The following is a 15,836-nucleotide window of genomic DNA, read 5'->3' on the forward strand; positions in this document are numbered from 1 at the left end:
CGGTGCATCTCGAGTGCACCCCGAGACGGCAGTCTAGCGGTATGCACATGCTGCAGCTCCGCGAACCGCTGCGCCCGTGTGCGGCACAGCGCGTGACGGCAGGGTAGTTCTCATTTCTCATATCGGCCTGTGGGGATTTCAACGCGGCGACACTGCTCGTACCGCTCTCAGGCGGCATACTGGGGCCATGGCTACCAAGCGCATCGGAATCCTGACCGCCGGCGGAGACGCCCCTGGACTCAACGCCGCGATCCGTGGCTTCGGAAAGGCGGCTATCCAAGAGCACGGCTGGAAGCTCATCGGCTTCAGGGACGGCATGCGCGGACTGGCGGAGAACCGATTCATGGAGCTCGATGGAGCATCGCTGTCAGGCATCCTGACCACTGGCGGTACCATGCTCGGCACGAGTCGGGACAAAGTCCACCGAATGGTCGTCGACGGCGAGACCCGCGACATGATTCCGACCATTGTCGAGAACTGCGAGAAAAACAAACTTGATGCGCTCGTATGCCTGGGCGGCGGGGGCACGGCGAAGAACGCCAGGCGGCTCATGGAGGCAGGTCTCAACGTCCTCCACCTGCCCAAGACCATTGACAACGACATCGTCGAGACGGAGACGTCCTTCGGCTTCGCCACCGCCCTGGAGATCGCCACTGAGGCAGTGGATCGACTTCACTCCACGGCGCATTCGCACCATCGCATCATTCTGACTGAGATCATGGGGCATCGAGCCGGCTGGCTAGCCCTGGGCGCTGGTATCGCGGGTGGGGCGGACGTCATTCTGCTGCCCGAGATTCCGTACTCGGTGGACGCGATCGCGGACAAGATCGAACGACGCCGCTCCCACGGGTCGTCCTTCTCAGTGGTGGCCGTGGCCGAGGGGGCACTGTCGGTGACGGATCACGCCGAGCTGGAGCACGCCCGCGCCCTGGTCAAGGACGCCTCCAGTCCTGAGCGCAAGGCGATGGCCAAGCGGGGCGTCAAACGTCTGGAGGCATCCCACCGCGCCAACACCTTCACCTTGGCCGAGCAGCTGGAGAGCCTGACCGGACTGGAGGCGCGTGTCTCCATCCTGGGATACGTCCAGCGCGGTGGTTCACCCTGCGGAGCGGATCGTCTCCTGGGCACGCGTCTGGGCGTGGCCGGTGCCGATGCGATCGCTGAGGGCCATTACGGCGTCATGGTGGCCGACCGCGGTCACGGCACGGAGCTGGTGCCGCTCAAGGATGTGGCCGGTCACACCAAGTTCGTTCCGGCCGACCACGAGTGGATCCAGGCCGCTCGCGCCGTGGGGACGGCGCTGGGGGACTGAGAGCCCAGCCTGAGCGGCGGGCGGCTGTGCGCCTCAGCGGGGGAGGAGTGGCCCCGGAGTCCAGGCGACCTCTCCCGGCTCCACGCCGGCCGGGGCGTCTCCGGAGACGATGACGTCTGCGCGCTGCCAGGGGCGGTCCTTGGCGAAGAAGATGCGCTCGCCGGCCATCCACCAGTGCCAGAAGCGCACCGACTCCTCGGCGTTGCCGTTGACGCCCTCTGCGATGTCGCGGCTGATGCCGCGGCGCTCGGCCACATCGTCTCCGGTCTGGACCCAGACGTGCGCGTCAATGAGGTTGCTGACCGCGCGCAGACCGGCTCCGGTTCCCTCGACGACGACCAGGGGGGAGCCGGCCGGGACGCGGATGGAGCCCTCTCGGCCGTGCTCCCGCCATTTGTCCGGGACGAGGTCGAGGCAGCCGGCCTCACGCAACTGGGTCAAGGTGTCGACGAGCAGCTGGTCCCAGTCGTAGAGCGGCTCGTTCCAGATGAGGTCGTCAAGGTGGAAGGCCTGCGCGCCGGGGACGGCCGCCGTTAGTGCCGTGGTAAGCGTCGTCTTGCCGGATCCGCCTCGTCCGTCGACGGCGATGATCGCCGGCCGTCCCTCTGGGGCTCCGACAAGGCCCAGCAGATGCGCAACGAGCTCATCGGTACCGCTGACCTGCCACTGAGCGACAGCGGGCTCCTCCGGCTGAAGCTGGATGGACTCAGCCCCACTCACGCGCCGGAAACGATTGTCGTCGGTGGGGTTTTGACAATTACTCATGAGATATTTCTCCCTGGATACCAATCAAGTGCTACCATACCATCATGGCTCACTTATTTGTTCTCGATATTATATACACGCAGGGTACTGAAGCCGTCGACCCCCACCTGGAGGCCCATCGCCAGTACCTCACCCGCAACTACAAAAACGGCAGGTTCCTAGCCAGCGGGCGCAAGGATCCCAGAACAGGCGGTATCATCATTGCTGTTGGTGCGCGCAACGAGATTTCAGAAGTTGTGACTGAAGACCCGTTCGTAGTGAACGGTGTCGCAGAGTACACCATTACCGAATTTATTCCAACAATGACGTCACCTCATCTCGAGAATTATCGCGAAAACCTGTAAATAGTGAACATAAGTCTCCAATCAATGTAAAGAACGGCTCATGAGGGTCAGATCGAGGAGCTGTCCGAGCTTCTCGCCTGCCTGCGGGACGGTGCCGACTATGGTGAAACCATAGCGTTCGTGCAGACGTACCGAGGTCACGTTGCCGGCCTCGACGAGAGCGATCATGGTACGGTCCCCAGCCGCCCGGGAGGCTTCGATCAGGGCAGCCAGAAGCCTGGAACCAAGACCATGACCTTGAGCGGCCGGGGACAGGTAGATCGAGTCCTCGACGGTACGGGCATAGCCCTCATAGGAGTGCCATGCACCGGCGACCGCGAAGCCGACGATCTTCTGAGGCCTACCGTCCACGTGGGCAACGAGAGCCGTTCCGCGCTGCACCATGGGCGCCAGCCAGGCCTCAGCCTGGACAGGGTCCTGCTCAACGCTCGTCCAGATCGCCAGAGACTCCCGCACGGCCGCATTGCGGAGACGCCGGATACCGGGGGAGTCCTTCATGGTCGCTGGACGGATCCGATAGAGCCCTGCCGTCGTCATGAGCCGCCTTTCTCAACGTACCGGGCCAGGTATCGGCCCGTCAGAGTCCTCCGGTCCGCCACCATCTGCGCCGGCGTTCCGGTGAACACGACGCGACCGCCGTCATGGCCTGCGCCGGGGCCCATGTCGATGACCCAGTCTGCGTGCGCCATGACCGCCTGATGGTGCTCGATGACGACGACGGTGCGACCGGAGTCCACAATCCTGTCCAGCAGCGCGAGCATGGCCTCAATATCGGCCGGGTGGAGCCCAACGGTCGGCTCGTCAAGGACGACGACGCGCCCTTCCTGGCCCAGGTGGACGGCAAGCTTGAGCCGCTGGCGCTCGCCTCCGGACAGGGTGGTCAGCGCCTGACCGAGTCTGAGATAACCGAGGCCAACGTCCGTCAACCTCGCCAGGATTCTGGATGCGGCCAGTAGACGCGTCTCACCCCGGGAGAAGAACTCCAGTGCCTCGGTGACGCTCATGTCCAGGACGTCTGCGATACTTCGTCCGCGGAGCCGGTAGGCCAGTACCTCATCGTTGAAACGGCGCCCCTGGCATGCCTCACAGCAGGACTCCACGGTCTCCATGAAGCCCAGCTGTGTCTCAATGACACCGGAGCCACCGCACACGGGACAGGCTCCTTCTGAGTTGGCCGAGAAGTACGCCGGCTTGGCGCCCTTGTCCTTATTGGCTTTGGCGAAGGCCTTGCGAATATGATCGAGCAGGCCGGTATAGGTCGCCGGATTCGAGCGCCGAGACCCCTTGATCGGGCTCTGGTCGATCGTCACCACGTCATCCATGGGGGAGAGGTGGCCGTGGATGAGACTCGATTTACCGGAACCGGCAACGCCCGTGACAACAGTGAGAACGCCTGTGGGTATATCGACATCGACGTGGCGAAGATTGTTCGTGCTGGCGCCACGAATCTGGATTCTTCCCGCGGGGGAGCGAGGGGTGTTCTTGATCTGCAGATGGTCGGTCAGGTGGCGCCCGGTGAGAGTATCGGAGTCACGCAGCTGCTCAACGGTTCCTTCGAAGCAGATCCGACCGCCCTGATCGCCGGCTCCCGGTCCCAGGTCCACCACGTGATCGGCGATCTCGATCGTCTCAGGCTTGTGCTCGATGACGAGCACTGTGTTTCCCTTGTCCCGCAAGGACAGCAGGAGCTCATTCAGAAGGTGGAGGTCGTGCGGGTGCAGACCGATACTGGGCTCATCGAAGACGTAAGTGACATCGGTGAGGGCAGAACCCAGGTGACGTACGAGCTTGGTGCGCTGGGCCTCACCACCTGAAAGTGTCGCAGCGGGGCGATCCAGTGAGAGGTATCCCAGTCCGATGGATACGAAGGCATCCAGCATTTCCTTCACGTTGGCAAGCAGGGGAGCAGCGTCGGCAAGAACACTCTGAAGATGAGTGATCCACTGCGCCAGATCGGAGATCTGCATGGCGCAGGCGTCGGCAATCGACTTCTCATCGATCAGACAGGTGCGGGCCGGCTCGGACAGGCGGGTCCCGTCGCACTGCGGGCAGGTCCCGAAGACGACAGCCTGTTGCACAAAGGCGCGAACATGGGGTTGCAGCGTCTCTGGCTCCTTGGAGAGCATTGACCTGCGAATTCTGGAGACGAGTCCCTCGTAGGTGACGTTGATTCCGCCGACCTTGATCTTGGTCGGATCCTTGTAAAGCAGGTCGTTTCGCTGCCTAGGCGTGAAGGTGGACACCGGCTTGTCCGCCGGAAAGAGGCCGGACTCGGTGAAACTGCGCACCTGCCAACCGCCCACTGCGTAACCGGGGACGGTGATCGCACCGTCTTTCAGGGAGAGCGTCTCATCGAGCACCTGCGTCAGATCGATGTCGGAGACCTTGCCCATACCTTCACAGGTCGGGCACATCCCGCCCTGAACGCTGAATCTCTTGCGCTCAACGACCTTGCGGCCGCCGCGCTGCGTGGTGACCGCGCCGCCACCGGTAACGGACGGAACGTTGAAGGCGAAGGCCTGGGATGAGCCGATGTACGGCTCGCCCATGGTGGAGAACAGAACCCTCAGCAAAGCCCCGACGTCGCTGACGGTTCCGAGCGTGGAGCGCGGATTGGATCCCATACGCTCCTGGTCCACGACGATCGCCGGTGTCAGCCCTTCCAGGTGGTCGACGTCGGGACGCGCGCTGGCGTCCATGAATCCCTGGACGAAGGCCGGGTAGGTCTCGTTGATGAGACGGCGCGACTCGGCTGCGATCGTGGCGAAGACCAGCGAGCTCTTGCCGGAGCCCGACACTCCGGTGAACACAGTGAGCCTGCGCTTGGGGATGACGACGTCGACGCCTCGCAGGTTGTTCTCACGAGCTCCGACGACGCGGATGACATCGTGCTTGTCAGCAGCGGTCTGTGCAGCAGCCCTTCCACCAGTCACAGGAGCAATTGTGCCGGATGTCGCCGCATGCCGGCGATACCGCCCAGTCCCAGTCAATGCCGATAATGTACATTATGTCATTCTGGGTTCTTGACGTCCTCCGGCAGAGATTCAGAGATTCCTCCCGACCGATCGCCGATCGGCCTATGGTCGAAGCGTGTTCTCCGTACCGCGCCCGCAGTCCTTCCCCACCGCCGTCTTTCTGGGCGACTCCGTCACTACCGGATGGCGGGCTGTCACTCATCCGCGCAATCGGTGGACCTCCCTGGTCTGCGAGCGCCTGAGATGGCGCGAGGTGAACCTCGCTGCGGACGGCATGGGCTTCTTCTCCTGTCGTGGCGGACATCTGCCCGGCGGCGGTCGCTCGCCATCCTGCCGTGACACCACATGGCTCGAAACGGTTCTGCGTGCGGAGCCCGATGTCGTCACCGTCTGCCTGGGCCTGAACGATGCCGCATTCCTGCCCTCCCAGCTCGATCTCGTGAGGCAGGCCGTCGATCACGACCTGTCATTCCTCGCTGCGCGTCTGCGAAGCACGCCCATCACCATCGCCCCTTACTTCCCAGCGCTCGGCGTCGGACCGCGCTTCGGCGTTGTCAGGCGCCTGGTGCATGAGCGGGCCACGGAACTCGGACTGACCTCAACCGACATCATGAGCACGACGATCGACGGCGACGAGAGCAAGCTCTCTGCGGACGGCATCCACCCCGATGACGCCGGGCATGCCGTGATCGCACGCGCCATGATCGGCTACTATGAATGCTTTGTACCCGCATTGTACCATACGCAGTCCGGTGATCTTCGCTGATCTCGCCGTTGCTCTGCCAGGCGGCACCAGGTGCTGCGGCACTGGCATAGGCTTGTGCCGTAGTTGTCTGATGACTCGAGGAGATGATGAATGAGCGCACGCCGAGAGCCGACTCTCGCTGATGTCGCACAGGTCGCAGGCGTGTCCCTGACGACGGTTTCACGCGTGCTCAATAATCGCGGTTACCTCAGCCAGGAGACGAAGGACCGCGTTGCCAAGGCGATCGCTGAACTCAACTACAGGCCCAACCAGGTCGCGCGGGCGCTTCACGGTAAATCGACCCATACGATCGGCGTCATCGTTCCTACGGTGGCTCTGCCCTTCTTCGGCGAGCTGGCGGCCGAGATCGAGAACGCCCTTGCGGACCACGGCTATCGGATCCTTGTATGCAATTCCATGGGCCGGGCGGACCGTGAGCGCGACTACCTCGATCTGCTCGTCTCCCATCGTGTCGACGGCATCATCTCTGGAGGCCACAATGAGAGCCTGCCCGAGTACCACACGGTGCGCATGCCGCTGGTGACCATCGATCGCCTCCTGTCCCCCACGATCCCCAATATAACCTGCGACAACGAGGCGGGCGGACGTACGGCGACCGAGCATCTACTGGCGCGCGGAGCGCGCCGGCCCGCACTGCTGACCTCGCGGTCGGGGCCCCATAATCGTCGTGAAGCCGGCTATCGTGCCGTGCTGCGCAGAGCTGGAATTGAGCCGGTGGTGCGCACGGTCGATTTCCATACTCCGGATTCCGAACGGGCTGAGCTCACCGAGGCCGCATTGGACTCCATGCCCGTCAATGTCGATGCCGTCTTCGCCACCGATGATCTGACAGCGGCCGCGGTGCTGGAGTGGGCCCGGAAACGGGGACGCAAGGTGCCCGAAGAGTTCAAAGTCGTCGGTTTCGATGCCACGGCGGCAGTGCGACGGGCGTTGCCGGGACTCACCACAATTGCGCAACCGATCGCCGACCTGGCTGTGCACGCCGTTGATGTCCTGCTTGATCAGGTGCATGCTCGCGCGGAAGGTATAGAGCCGCATTCCTCTGAGAGCCCCTCCCCCGCTCTCCTGCCGATTCGCCTCCTGAATGGAATCACAAGCTAGGGGGCAACCATCCCCATCGGGGACTGCAGTGGGGTGGGGCGCTGCTCAGATAGCGGATCAGTTCACGAGGAACGGGCTCTCGCGGTGATCGCTATTGGAGCCTCTTCAGCTGACGATTCCACGCTGTAGAGAGCGTCGCCACGTTCGACGTCACCGGTAAGCATTTCCGAGACGCTGATGAAAGCGGCGGCATTGGATACGACAATCGGCGTCATCGTCTCATAACCGGCTTTCGCGACTTCGATCCAGTCGACATCAACTAGGACTTGACCGCGCCTGATCGTCTCGCCGGCTTTGACCCTGGGTCTGAAGTACTTGCCGCCCAGCTCGATGGTGTCCATGCCGACATGGATGAGCAGCTCAACCCCGCTTGCCGATCGCAGCCCGTATGCATGGCCGGTCGGGAAGGCGACAAGCACTTCACCGTCGATCGGCGAGACCACGGGGCCTTCAGTCGGAGCGATGGCGCCGCCCGGGCCGAGCATTCCCGAGGAGAAGGTCTGGTCCTTGACCTCGGATAACGTCACAGCGCGACCCTGGACCGGGGAGGTGATGACGAAATCCTCATTGGCCCCTTTCGGCAGCTCGACGGCGACCCGTCCCGCCGGAACCTCGGTTTCAAGGGTGGATTCGTTCTCGCCATCGGCAGCGCTGGCCAATGATGCTCTACCGCGAGTGGAACCGTAGGCGAAGGTGGCGGAGAAGGCCAGGACGAAGACCGTCGCCTCAAGAAAGAGGTACTTGGGAATGTCCTGGGGAACGATGGAGGCGAAGCCCATGAAGCCGGCGGCCCCTAGCGCCTGGGAGTGGATGTGGAGCAGAGCGACTGCGGCGCCGCCCAGAGAAGCGACGCCGATGCCGATGAAGAAGGGCCAGCGCAGGCGAAGGTTGACGCCGAAGATGGCGGGCTCGGTGATGCCCACGACTGCCGAGGCTCCCCCGGCGCCCGCCAGGGCCTTCATCTTGGCATCCCGAGTTTTGAAGGATACAGCGAGTGCGGCAGCGCCCTGCGCGACATTCGCCATGGAGGCTATGGGGAATATGAAGGATCCGGGTCCGCCATTGTTCATTTCTGCGATCAGTGGAAGCTCTACGGCCGGAAAAGACTGATGGAGGCCGGTCACCACGATCGGTGAGTAAGTCATGCCGAGGAATGCTCCGCCGATCGCGCCCAGGGTGTTGTAAGTCCAGGCCAGGCCGTCGGTGATCCAATTCGACATTTCGCGGGTGATGGGACCGATGACAACAAAAGCGAGGAACCCCGTCAGAAGCAATGTGGTGAGCGGAGTCAGAAGAAAATCTGTGGTTCCGGATAGTCTCTTGTGAAGCCACTTCTCAATGACCGACAGGATCCAGGTCACGCAGAGGACAGGGATGACCATGGACTGGTAGCCGATTTTGTCGATGTGCATGCCGAAAAGAGTCCAGTGGTCCGCCGAATTGGAGATCGTTGCCTGGTAGTTCCAGAAATTCACGCGTGCCGTTTCGTCGCTCATGGAGGAGGCTGGAAGCAGTGACGTAGATACCATGGCGGCTCCCATGGCGGCTCCCAGGTAGACATTGCCGCCGAAACGCTTGGCGGAAGAGTAGCCGACTAATATGGGCAAGAACGCAAATGCGCCCGACGAGATCATATTGATCAAATTGGCGTAGTCGCCCAAGCGGGGCCAGCGCTGGACCAAGGATTGGCTTCCGAACAGGCCCTCCGCCGTCAAGACGTTATTGAGGGCCATCATCATCCCGCCGGCAATCAGTGCCGGTAGGATCGGGACGAAGATGTCTGCGATCGTCTTGATGAGTATGGATGCTGGATTCCCCTTCTTGGCGCCCGCCTCTCTCGCTTCATCCTTTGAGACCTCTTTGACGTCGCCTTTAGCGACCATCTCAGAGAAAACGAAATCCACATCGCCGGGGCCGACAATGATCTGAAACATGCCACCCGCGGTGAAAGTCCCTTTGAGATCGGGATCCTTGTCAAGAGCCTTCTGGTCAACCCTTCTCACGTCGTTCAGGACGAGGCGCAGCCTGGTGGCGCAGTGCGCTGCGGCATCGATGTTCCCCGGCCCACCGACATATGTCAGGATATCTTTCGCCACTCGGGAGTGATCCATGACCACCCGGACGTCCTTTCTCCGGGGCCTGGGCGCTCGACGATGAGCTCAGAGGAGGCGACACGCGTGGGAGACAATCGTGAGTTCCGGGCGGCCAGACCTTGCGTCAGACGGTTTGCACGCTACCGCCGGCGAGATCGTCCCGCAACCGCGAGCTGAGGTACCCAAGTTTCAGTCAACTACGCGTACTCCGACTTGTCGCTGCCTCTGCAGACCGTGCGGATCGGGGAAGCGCACTCTCCCTCGGAGCGCCATGACATGCCATGACATTCCAAGACATCCTCCACCGTGAGCGGCAGAGGCCGGAGTGTCGGGCTCTGAGGGCGGTGGTCGATCCTCAGTGGTAGGGGATCATGAGCCACAGGCCGAACAGCATGATTCCCAGGGCCAGCGCCAGGAAGAAACCGGCTGCTGCCTCGGCGGCGTGCAGGCCCTTGACCTCTCCGGCAAGCCGCTTGAGATGAGCTTCGTCGAGCATGCGAGCCGCCGAGGAGACGATGGCCAGGATGAAGCTGGTTCCGAGTACGGTCACGACCGTGACCAGCGCGAGGGAGGCCCAGTCAATGCTCATCAGATGCTCTCCTTCTGCGGCGAGGCCTGGGCGGCCGCAGTCGTGCCAACGACAAGCTCGTTCTTGACCTCGCTCAGGGTCTTGGGGGCGCGTCCGAGTTCGGGGTCGGCCTGCTTGGCCACGACGACTGAGTCCGCATCGTTGACGTTGGAGAAGTCGACTCGGTTATGGCCGGCCTGTCGAATGATGAGCCAGGCTCCGACCAGGAGAAGGACGATGACGGCGATCGTGCCGAGCACGCCGCCCTTGACGGCGATCAGAGAGGTCACTGCGCCCACCACCGCGGCGCAGGGCAGCGTGACGAGCCAGGCGATGCCCATCCTTCCAAACGTCCCCCAGGACACCTTCGTTCCTCGTCCGACTCCGGTGCCGAGGATTGAACCGGTGCAGATATGCGTGGTCGACAGGGCGAAGCCAAGATGAGAAGAGGCGAGGATGGCTACTGTCGAGGTCGTTTCAGAGGCAAAGCCCTGCGGCGGGTCGATGTGGACCAGTCCTTTGCCCATCGTCCGCATGATTCGCCAGCCTCCGGAGTAGGTTCCCAGACCGATGGCCAGCCCCGCCGCGCCGATCACCCACCAGTGGGGGCCGGTTCCCGCTTCCTGGTATCCGGCGGCGATCAGGACCAGAGTGATGACGCCCATGGTTTTCTGACCGTCCGATGTGCCATGGGCCAGAGCCACCATTGATGCGGAGATCCGCTGACCATTGCGGAAAATCTTTTGACTGAAGCGATCCGTGGGGCGTGCGATGCGATAGGCGATCCAGGTGGCAAGAGCAGATGCCGTTCCGGCCACGCACGGGGCGATGAGTGCGGGCAGGATGATCTTCGAAATCACCGTGCCCCAATGGACGCCCTGGATGCCGGCGGCCATGATGACGGCGCCGATCAGTCCGCCGAAAAGCGCGTGCGATGAGGACGACGGCAGTCCGAAGAGCCATGTTGCCAGATTCCACAGGATTGCTCCGGCGAGGCCGGCGAAGACCATCGCGGGCGCGGCCTCGATGAGTGCATCGTTGAACATGCCATGAGAAATCGTCTTGGCGACCTCTGTGGAGAGCAGGGCGCCGATGACGTTCAGGACGGCCGCGACCAGAACAGCGCGCTTGGGGGTGAAGGCCCCGGTGGCGACGGAGGTCGCCATGGCGTTGGAGGAGTCGTGGAATCCGTTGGTGAAGTCGAAGACCAGCGCCGTAATGACGACGACCACCACGACGAAGAGGGTTGTACTCATATCATTTCTCGGCCAGGTAGCGGATCGGGGTCCCGGGGCGGCTGATGCCGCCGATCGAGTTGCGAGATCCGGGCCGCATGAATGCGGCCCGCCCACATTGTTACCAGCGGCCGACCGCGCCTGACAGCGAGATTCTGACTGTTCACCAACTGTTCACCTGCTGCCCCGCAGAGCCGTGCAGTACCCGCTCGCCATCGGCGAAGCAACATGAGGCCGATCCTCAGCGTGCCCTGAGTGTTATATCGAGGCAGCAACGATATGGTCGGTCCATGGCAGCCCGAAGTGGAAGCAAGCGTTCTTCCAAGCCCCGGAAAGGCCGTACTACGCGTACTACGGCCCCTTCTCACCTGGACCTCGGCATCGACCTGGGCACGACCAGAACGGTCGTCGCCCGCGCCGACCGAGGTAACTATCCTGTCCTGTCCTTCACCGACACGAACGGTGACTCCCATGACTACTACCCGTCTTTGACCGCGCTGACCGAGGATGGTCTGGTGCACGGTTTCCGCGCGCGTCAGGCCGCTCGGCAGGGTGCACCGCTTCTGCGCAGCCTCAAACGCGCTCTGGCGGCGCCATCGGTGAGCGCGTCGAGCACGGTGGTGCTCGGTGATCGTACGCTGAGCATCGGCGACGTGCTCATCTCCTTTCTCACCGATCTGCGTGAGCAGTTGGCCAATTCCGGAGTGCTGGACGGCGCCGACCCGGGTAGCGAGGATGCAAATGTCGTGGTCGCGGTGCCCGCGCACGCGTACGGAGCGCAGCGCCTGCTCACGCTCGACGCCTTCCGGGCTGCGGGTTTCCACGTGACCGCTATGCTCAATGAGCCCAGCGCCGCCGGTTTCGAATACACGCACCGCAAGGCGTCCACCGTGTCGTCTCGGCGCACGCGCGTCTTGGTTTATGACCTGGGGGGCGGGACTTTCGACACCTCTCTGGTGGATGTCAACGGCGCTGCGCACGAGGTGCTGGCCTCGCGCGGGCTGGGCGATCTCGGAGGCGACGACGTCGATCTCCTTCTGGCTCAGCTGGCACTGTCGCACGCGTCTGTGGACGAAACCGCTTTGAGCGCGACCCAGCTCGGCGATCTGCTCGATCAGTGCCGTGGAGTCAAGGAGGCATTGGCGCCGCAGTCGCGACGCATGGTCATCCCTGTGCTCGATCATGATGTTGTACTGCCCGTAGCCGACCTCTATGAAGCAACGACGCCTTTGATCCAGCGCAGTGTGGACGTGATGGCGCCCTTGGTCGGCAGACTTGAGGACGGCGGCCCGGATCTCACCGAGATCGCCGGCATCTATCTCGTGGGGGGTGCCTCAGGCCTGCCGCTGGTGCCGAGGATGCTGCGCGAGCAATTCGGTCGCCGTGTTCACCGCTCCCCCTATCCGGGGGCCTCTACCGCGATCGGTCTGGCTATCGCCGCCGACCGTGATGCCGATGTCCGGCTGACGGATCGGCTCTCGCGCGGCTTCGGGGTTTTCCGAGAGGCTGATGGCGGTACCCGCACTTCCTTCGACGCGATCCTGACCGAGGATTCTGTACAGAAAGGCGGCGGAGTCAGCGCCACTGTGGCGACGCGCCGGTATCAAGCGGTCCACAACATCGGTCGCTACCGTTTCGTGGAGTGCGCAGGCGTTGATGACGACGGCGAGCCACGCGGTGAGCTCGCGCCCTATGAGGATGTCCTGTTCCCCTTCGATGCCTCCTTGCGCGATATCGAGGACCTTTCCTCAGTACCCGTGAGACGTACGGGCGGCGGTCCGCAGATGGAGGAGCGCTACGAGGCGGACGAATCCGGCTTAGTGCGAGTGACGCTCACTGATCTCAGCGATGGTCACAGCCGCACCTACGTTCTCGGGCATCGAACCGCCTGAATCGTCCTGGCGCTGCATGTCGGCGCATGTGGGTGCGGGTGGTGCAGACGTCGTCAGTACGTCTGCACCACCCGCACCCACATGCGCCGAGCTATGTTCTATGTATGCATGCTGCTGCAGACCCGCAGTCACCCGAGCCGGCGCTTGGCGGCACGTCGCTTGGCCAGCTCGTCCTCAACCATGGGATTCTCATTCGCGTGATCGACCGGCAGTTCGGCAAGAGAGCCTTCGACCTCATGCCAGACACGGCCGACAGCGATGCCGAAAACGCCTTGGCCTCCCTGAACGAGGTCGATGACCTCGTCGGTGCTGGTGCACTCGTATACGGATGCCCCATCGCTCATCAGCGTCATTGATGTCAGGTCTTCCACTCCGCGTTGATGAAGCGCATTGACGGCGGTGCGGATCTGCTGCAGGGAGACGCCAGTGTCGAGCAACCGCTTCACGATCTTGAGCAGCAGAATGTCGCGAAAAGCGTACAGACGCTGGGATCCGGAACCCTTGGCGCCCCGGATGGAGGGCTCGACCAATCCGGTGCGGGCCCAGTAGTCCAACTGACGGTAGGTGATGCCGGCGGCTCGGCAGGCGATCGGCCCTCGGTATCCGGCATTGATGTCGAGCTCGGGGAGCGGGTCGCCGAAGAGCATCCCTTGACCACGTTGGGGTACCGGGGCGTGAAGACTGGCTTCGTTGGCGCTCAACTGACCTGCTCCTGTCGGAATGGGGGCGTACGTAGTGACACATACACCCCGTGCTGCTGGGATTCGGGCGGGTCCGCCCGACCAGGAACCACGATAAGGCCGGTGCCCCCGGGGCTCAATGAAGGGCACGCCGCATCTGCCTGTCGACGATGTCTCAATCTCAAGATGAGGTCAAGATTCCCCTGGACTCGACGGTGGTTTGCGGCCCGATGCCAAGGAAACCTCATGGCAGGTCGAGAATCAAATAGTGTGGCACGTCACATAGAACTGCGCGCATGACTCTCTTCCCGTGCATCGCGGGCTCAGGTGGAGGGTGCCGCCTCATCGGCCGCCATCGTGGCCAATTCCTCCCTCCACCGCGCGAATCGCAGGCTGAGCTCCTGCGCATCCAGCGCCAGCCCGCGCAGCTGCAGGAGTTTGTCACTTGCTGCGATGGGGCGCTCGAGGCACTGTGCAATAACCAGTGCCTCTGCAGGGGCACACGGTACCTGGTGCGCCGTTCCGCCCTGAGAGAGCAGCACACGAGCGCACAGCGCGGCATCGGCATCAACATCGAGCTCAACAGCGTCGATCTCACCCCCCAGGGTTCGACAGACCTGGTCCACTAGAGCGGTCCAGGTAGGAGTACGGGCCGATTCGCCGGCACTGAGCAGCAGGCCCTCACGGGGGTTGACCGGAACGGCGACCACCGCGGGGCCGCCATCCTCCACGAGGATGGCGACCAAACCCTTCTGAGATGTTGTGGAGCGGACGCTCATCAGTGTCATGGTGCTCACGGACCCAAATCTACGGGGACGCAGACGCCGTGTCCGGGAAACGAAAGCCGAACCTCGAGCAGCTCAATTCCGCACCCTGGCGCAGGCGTCAGCCCAGCGCCGAGACCGCCTGATGCAGCAGCGCCCCGTGCAACTCGGCAAGTACGCCGGCAAGCTCAGAGGCGGCATCCTCCGCGGCCGTGCTTGAACGCACTCGCTTGTATCGAACAGCCGAGTCGACAACGTCGGCCTCGCGCTCAGCCGCGGTCCGCACCGCACGAAGGTTGCGCAACGGGATGCCGAGCCGGTGCGCGCGCAGTGCGAGCGATACCGTGCCCAGGGCCCGTGCATCGAAACGACCGTGGGCGTCGGGCGCCACGACGCCGATGACCACCAGCTCCTCGAGCTGGGCCATGGATGCGCCGGCATGGTGGGCGAGTGATTCAGCATCCAGACTGGTGCCTATCACCGCATGACCGCCTGCCGCCACCACGCGCGGGATTGGAGCGGGCTCAGGAGCTTGGGGCGAGGCATCCAGTTCGGCCAGTCGCTGCCGAATGACCGACAACGGTAGGTATTCGTCGCGCTGAGCCGTGAGCGCATAGCGCAGACGCTCCACATCGGCCTTGGAATAACGACGATAACCGTTGCCCACCCGGTAAGGGGAGATGAGCCCCTCCCCCTCGAGGTAGCGCACCTTCGACAGGGACAAGGCAGGGAACTCCGTCTTGAGCCGGTCAACGACCTCGGAGATCTTCATCTCCGGCTCACGGGAGACATCCCGAGGCCAGGGACCGACCTCGGCGTCGTCGGCCTCTTCGCGCTTAGCGGGACGACGGCGTGCAGGGACAGCGCTCACTGCGCCGCCGCACCTGCAACAGGACCTGGGTGGTAGGTCATACGGTATTTACCGATCTGGACCTCGTCACCGCGACGCAGAGCAGCCTGCTCGACGCGCTGCCGATTGACGTAAGTGCCGTTGAGAGAGCCCGAATCGCGCACGGCGAAGCCGCCCTCCGGCAGCGCGAGGAAGATCGCGTGCTTGCGCGAGACCGTGACATCGTCCAGGAAGATATCCGCGCGCGGATGGCGTCCCACGGTCGTCTCGGAGGCATCGAGCAGAAAACGAGCACCGGTGGTCGGGCCCTGCTGTACTAACAGCAAGGCCGTTCCAGCAGGCAGGGCTGAAATCGCAGAACGATCCTGCTGGGACAGCCCCATAAGCGGTGCGGCCGGATCAGCACTGAAATCCATGGCACCGAAGGACTGGGTCGTGCTGGGATCCGGCTCGATCGGCGTGCTCGGCATCTGTTCCCCTCGGGTCGGGCG

15 protein-coding genes are annotated in these 15,836 nt (G+C 63.3%); 5 read left to right on the top strand and 10 right to left on the bottom strand.

Features of this window, described 5'->3' with window-relative positions; genetic code table 11:
• Positions 1 to 187: 187 nt before the first annotated feature.
• On the top strand, positions 188 to 1,312 hold the full coding sequence (locus W5W_RS0109745) for a 6-phosphofructokinase (protein ID WP_017195273.1): 1,125 nt from the start codon (positions 188 to 190) through the stop codon (positions 1,310 to 1,312).
• Positions 1,313 to 1,345: 33 nt separating this feature from the next.
• Here W5W_RS0109745 and W5W_RS0109750 read toward each other — a convergent pair whose 3' ends face one another.
• A complete protein-coding gene (locus W5W_RS0109750) occupies positions 1,346 to 2,077 on the bottom strand; it encodes a nucleoside/nucleotide kinase family protein (RefSeq protein ID WP_003784870.1) in 732 nt (243 codons plus the stop codon).
• A 44-nt stretch (positions 2,078 to 2,121) separates the two neighbouring features.
• On the opposite strand from W5W_RS0109750, the gene W5W_RS15755 reads away from it, so the two are divergent.
• Positions 2,122 to 2,421, top strand: a complete 300-nt coding sequence (locus tag W5W_RS15755; protein ID WP_003784895.1) for a YciI family protein — start codon at positions 2,122 to 2,124, stop codon at positions 2,419 to 2,421.
• Positions 2,422 to 2,442: 21 nt separating this feature from the next.
• Here the strand turns inward: W5W_RS15755 and W5W_RS0109755 are convergent, their stop codons facing one another.
• Entirely contained in the window at positions 2,443 to 2,958 is a 516-nt protein-coding gene (locus W5W_RS0109755; RefSeq protein ID WP_003784890.1) for a GNAT family N-acetyltransferase, read from the bottom strand.
• The gene (locus tag W5W_RS0109760) at positions 2,955 to 5,354 is read right to left on the bottom strand and encodes an ATP-binding cassette domain-containing protein (RefSeq protein ID WP_003784902.1); all 2,400 of its coding nucleotides are present in this window, start codon (positions 5,352 to 5,354) and stop codon (positions 2,955 to 2,957) included. Before W5W_RS0109760 ends, W5W_RS0109755 begins: the two co-directional genes overlap by 4 nt.
• 157 nt (positions 5,355 to 5,511) lie before the next feature.
• On the opposite strand from W5W_RS0109760, the gene W5W_RS0109765 reads away from it, so the two are divergent.
• Positions 5,512 to 6,162: an SGNH/GDSL hydrolase family protein gene (locus W5W_RS0109765; RefSeq protein WP_008732919.1), complete on the top strand. Its 651-nt coding sequence runs from the start codon at positions 5,512 to 5,514 to the stop codon at positions 6,160 to 6,162.
• A gap of 90 nt (positions 6,163 to 6,252) precedes the next feature.
• Positions 6,253 to 7,263 carry a LacI family DNA-binding transcriptional regulator gene (locus W5W_RS0109770; protein WP_008732908.1) on the top strand — a complete coding sequence of 337 codons (1,011 nt, stop codon included), beginning with the start codon at positions 6,253 to 6,255 and terminating at the stop codon, positions 7,261 to 7,263.
• Between the two features lie 62 nt (positions 7,264 to 7,325).
• Here W5W_RS0109770 and W5W_RS0109775 read toward each other — a convergent pair whose 3' ends face one another.
• From W5W_RS0109775 to W5W_RS0109785, 3 genes are all read right to left on the bottom strand, one after another.
• On the bottom strand, positions 7,326 to 9,374 hold the full coding sequence (locus W5W_RS0109775) for a PTS sucrose transporter subunit IIABC (RefSeq protein WP_238533322.1): 2,049 nt from the start codon (positions 9,372 to 9,374) through the stop codon (positions 7,326 to 7,328).
• 337 nt (positions 9,375 to 9,711) lie between these two features.
• Complete coding sequence (locus tag W5W_RS0109780; RefSeq protein ID WP_008732933.1) at positions 9,712 to 9,945, bottom strand: hypothetical protein; 234 nt, start codon at positions 9,943 to 9,945, stop codon at positions 9,712 to 9,714.
• On the bottom strand, positions 9,945 to 11,180 hold the full coding sequence (locus W5W_RS0109785) for an inorganic phosphate transporter (RefSeq protein ID WP_008732898.1): 1,236 nt from the start codon (positions 11,178 to 11,180) through the stop codon (positions 9,945 to 9,947). The genes W5W_RS0109780 and W5W_RS0109785 overlap by 1 nt, the downstream gene beginning before the upstream one ends.
• 269 nt (positions 11,181 to 11,449) lie before the next feature.
• Between W5W_RS0109785 and W5W_RS0109790 the strand changes: the two genes are divergently transcribed.
• Positions 11,450 to 13,051, top strand: a complete 1,602-nt coding sequence (locus W5W_RS0109790) for an Hsp70 family protein (RefSeq protein WP_017195277.1) — start codon at positions 11,450 to 11,452, stop codon at positions 13,049 to 13,051.
• Between the two features lie 128 nt (positions 13,052 to 13,179).
• On the opposite strand, the gene W5W_RS0109795 is transcribed toward W5W_RS0109790, so the two are convergent.
• From W5W_RS0109795 to W5W_RS0109810, 4 genes are all read right to left on the bottom strand, one after another.
• Positions 13,180 to 13,698: a MerR family transcriptional regulator gene (locus W5W_RS0109795; protein ID WP_008731844.1), complete on the bottom strand. Its 519-nt coding sequence runs from the start codon at positions 13,696 to 13,698 to the stop codon at positions 13,180 to 13,182.
• A gap of 356 nt (positions 13,699 to 14,054) precedes the next feature.
• The gene (locus tag W5W_RS0109800) at positions 14,055 to 14,519 is read right to left on the bottom strand and encodes a bifunctional nuclease domain-containing protein (RefSeq protein WP_029574238.1); all 465 of its coding nucleotides are present in this window, start codon (positions 14,517 to 14,519) and stop codon (positions 14,055 to 14,057) included.
• Between the two features lie 97 nt (positions 14,520 to 14,616).
• A complete protein-coding gene (gene ftsR / locus W5W_RS0109805) occupies positions 14,617 to 15,366 on the bottom strand; it encodes a transcriptional regulator FtsR (RefSeq protein WP_008731824.1) in 750 nt (249 codons plus the stop codon).
• Entirely contained in the window at positions 15,363 to 15,815 is a 453-nt protein-coding gene (locus W5W_RS0109810; RefSeq protein WP_008731820.1) for an FHA domain-containing protein, read from the bottom strand. The genes ftsR and W5W_RS0109810 overlap by 4 nt, the downstream gene beginning before the upstream one ends.
• Between the last annotated feature and the right edge of the window lie 21 nt (positions 15,816 to 15,836).

The sequence above is a fragment of the Actinomyces massiliensis 4401292 genome (assembly GCF_000269805.1).
Lineage (GTDB): Bacteria > Actinomycetota > Actinomycetes > Actinomycetales > Actinomycetaceae > Actinomyces > Actinomyces massiliensis.